This is a genomic window from Rhizobium sp. UFLA01-1127 (assembly GCF_059803845.1).
Window position 1 is genome coordinate 1 of record NZ_JAUQTZ010000262.1, and the last position, 2782, is coordinate 2782.

Consider the following 2782-nt stretch of genomic DNA (forward strand, 5'->3'; position numbering starts at 1 on the left):
CTCATATATTTCGGCGTCGCCCCAAATCAATTCAACAATTGACGTGGGGACCGCCGGGCGGACCAATTGCCTCAGAACAAAACGAGTCACCGGGAGAATGGATGTATGTGCTATAAAACGCTGTACCGGCTGTCTCATGCAGCATCCACGGCTGATCGTTATTCTACAATAGAATCCAAGCTTCACCGCACTATCCGATTCAGCACCAAAACTTCAAATCTTGTTGATTGCTCCAAGAACTGATCCCGGAGGTCGGCGCCCAGAATTGACTCGTCCTTAAGGTATTGTGCGTGTCGGTTGTCCTGATCAAGTTCTTTCGCCTCTGGCTCGTCGTTTTGGGTTAATGTGCTGCGATGTTCTTAGCAAAAGCTGTCGTTTCCGGTCTCGAGGATATGACAGTGATAGGTGACACGCCCCAGTAACACGATGATCATCTTGACATCACTAAAAACGCTGGCCCATTCACTGAAGCGAAGATTGGTGATGATGATAATGCTAGCCTGTAGTGACTAATTAATTGTTAGAGCCAGACCATTATGCTTGCGAGCTTGATGAAGCTAAGGAAATTGTCGGCGAGTTGTCTTATCTGGTGACGTGACGTCTGGATGACGGTGCGTCTCTCGCCTCCTGAATGAAACAGCATAGCACTCCTTCCGCCTCACCGATGGAGGGAGCATTCATAACCAGAGAAGGAAGATGGCGAGAGAACAGATTCGTGTTGCGGGCCAAAGGGCCGAAGAGGGGGTGCTTGCTGGATTCTCCGAGAATCACATCGCACAGAAGGTCAAAGCTATGTATGCAGCTGCGCTTTTTTCGGTGTAATTTTCACAAAGCGTACCATCAACTCACCGCAAAGATTGTTTTTAGCAATTATGGTAATTACGCAAAGTTGCAATCCACCTACAGCAATTTGGCAGACTGCACATTTAGACAATCAGAGCCAAAATACAGCGACAATCAGGCTTATGCGCGTAAGCACCACAGTGACAACTGCCAGGGCGCTTTTCCATTCCTGTTCGATATATGGAAGATCCTCGTTCATCGCGTCCATCTCTGCCTGAGCGTTGGTAGGCGGTATGCCCTCAAAGTCGGGAGAGTCGAGTAAATAATTCGCCTAACAGCCGGACGGATACAGAATAGGCTGGCTAGAATTTCGCCCAGCTAGGCAGAGCGTTTAAAACGTCGCTCCGTCTTCCGGCTTGGGATAGTCGTCCCTCGATGCTCATAGCAGTGGTATCGCGTTTCGCCGCGCGAAGGCGCCGCTCTCCTTCAGCCTGGCTCTGGGGACTAGTGATCGATGTGGACGATATCTATCGGGTCTTCAAGCTCTTTGGGCATCTAATTCAGATCGCCTCCTGCACCGCCACCAAGCGAGGGCGCAACGTTTGCGGTGAAGTTCTAAATGGCTTCATAGAACCGGCAAACCGTGTTGCTTGCGAGGCGCCGGCTGCTTCAGCCGCGGCCTAGAGATCAAGCGCGACACTGCCACGCACGTTTCGGATGAAACCCTCCATGTCGCAGGCGCTTGATGCTGGGCCACCGAGCAAATGGGCTTTCAGCAGGTCGTGTTTCACGCAGCGACCATCTAGCTCGGCTACTCGCTTTCCATCGTGTTTTGATATGACCGCTAGTCCCGACGTTTTGCGCAGGAACCGATCCTTGCCACAGGCATCAGGTCACCATTGACGCTAATCAATCTCTGAGACCACTGACAAATCAAACAAATCGACGCGATTTATAGAAAACTGGCTGGGAAACCTGGATTCGAACCAAGATTAACGGAGTCAGAGTCCGCTGTTCTACCATTGAACTATTTCCCAACAGCCGCCGGGCCGAAAAGTGCCCCTGCGGGGAAAGCAGGGCCTCTATAATCGAATTTGCCGCGGATGCAAACCCTTTAACGCGCGAAAACGCGATTTTTTGAAAGTCACTCTGGACCGCCGTGATAAGTCACGAATCCGCCTGCCGCCAGCGGGTTTTCCATGCAATGCTTCCCCAATGGCCCAAAGCTGCCGCCCCAGCAAACGATCTCCCCAGTTTCGATGTCACGCGCTCGGTCGCCTCACCAGCGCAACAGGCGCTTCCCGAGGATATAGCCCACAGCCGTCACCATGGCGATCGCGATCGGGTACCAGAGCAGCACGAAAAGCGGGCTGTCGTCCGTGCAATTGGAGGCATAGAAGGTCGCGGCGATGCCGCTGGCGGCAAGGCCGGCGACGGCGCCAGCCGCACCCGGTTTTTCGGGCGCACCATGGCGCAGCGCCATAAGGAAGCAGGCGAGCGGGCCGATCGAGAGCAGCGGGATGAGCGTCAGGCAGAAGCGGGCATTGTGCCCAATCATCCGCGCACTCCAGCTATCGGCCGGCATCACGGCCATTTCGGCGGCGGCGGCGGCAAGCAGCAGGACGGGCGCCAACAGCAGCGTCCAGCCCCACAGGCGCAGCGATACGCCCGGCCGCCCGATACGGAAGACGACGGCACAGGCCGTTGCAGCAAGCGCGATGGTCACGACGAACTTGAACAGAAAACGGACGGTCTCCATCGCTGTATCGATATCGGCACGAAAGCCGATCATGGCGAAGAAGATACCGCCGCTGATTAGGATGCCTGCGACGACCGCCAGGGTCAGGACCTTGCCGATCCGCGTGCGGACCGGCGCGTCCTGCGCCAGAAGATTGATGAGGTCATCGGTTTTCACTGGTCTCACTCCGATACAAAGCCGCAAGCGCCTTTAGCGCGCGATGCAGAGCCACGCGCACCGCCCCTTCCGTCATCTTCAGCC

1 protein-coding gene, 1 tRNA gene and 2 pseudogenes are annotated in these 2782 nt (G+C 55.1%); all 4 read right to left on the reverse strand.

What is annotated here, in order from left to right:
- Positions 1-359 precede the first annotated feature (359 nt).
- A pseudogene (locus tag Q4Q11_RS31380) lies at positions 360-503 on the reverse strand (ATP-binding protein); the annotation flags it as partial.
- 1243 nt (positions 504-1746) lie between these two features.
- Positions 1747-1820, reverse strand: a tRNA-Gln gene (locus tag Q4Q11_RS31385).
- Positions 1821-2062: 242 nt separating this feature from the next.
- Positions 2063-2698 carry an NrsF family protein gene (locus Q4Q11_RS31390; protein WP_498571930.1) on the reverse strand — a complete coding sequence of 212 codons (636 nt, stop codon included), beginning with the start codon at positions 2696-2698 and terminating at the stop codon, positions 2063-2065.
- Positions 2685-2782: pseudogene (locus Q4Q11_RS31395) on the reverse strand (RNA polymerase subunit sigma); the annotation flags it as partial. The pseudogene Q4Q11_RS31395 and the gene Q4Q11_RS31390, both read right to left, overlap by 14 nt.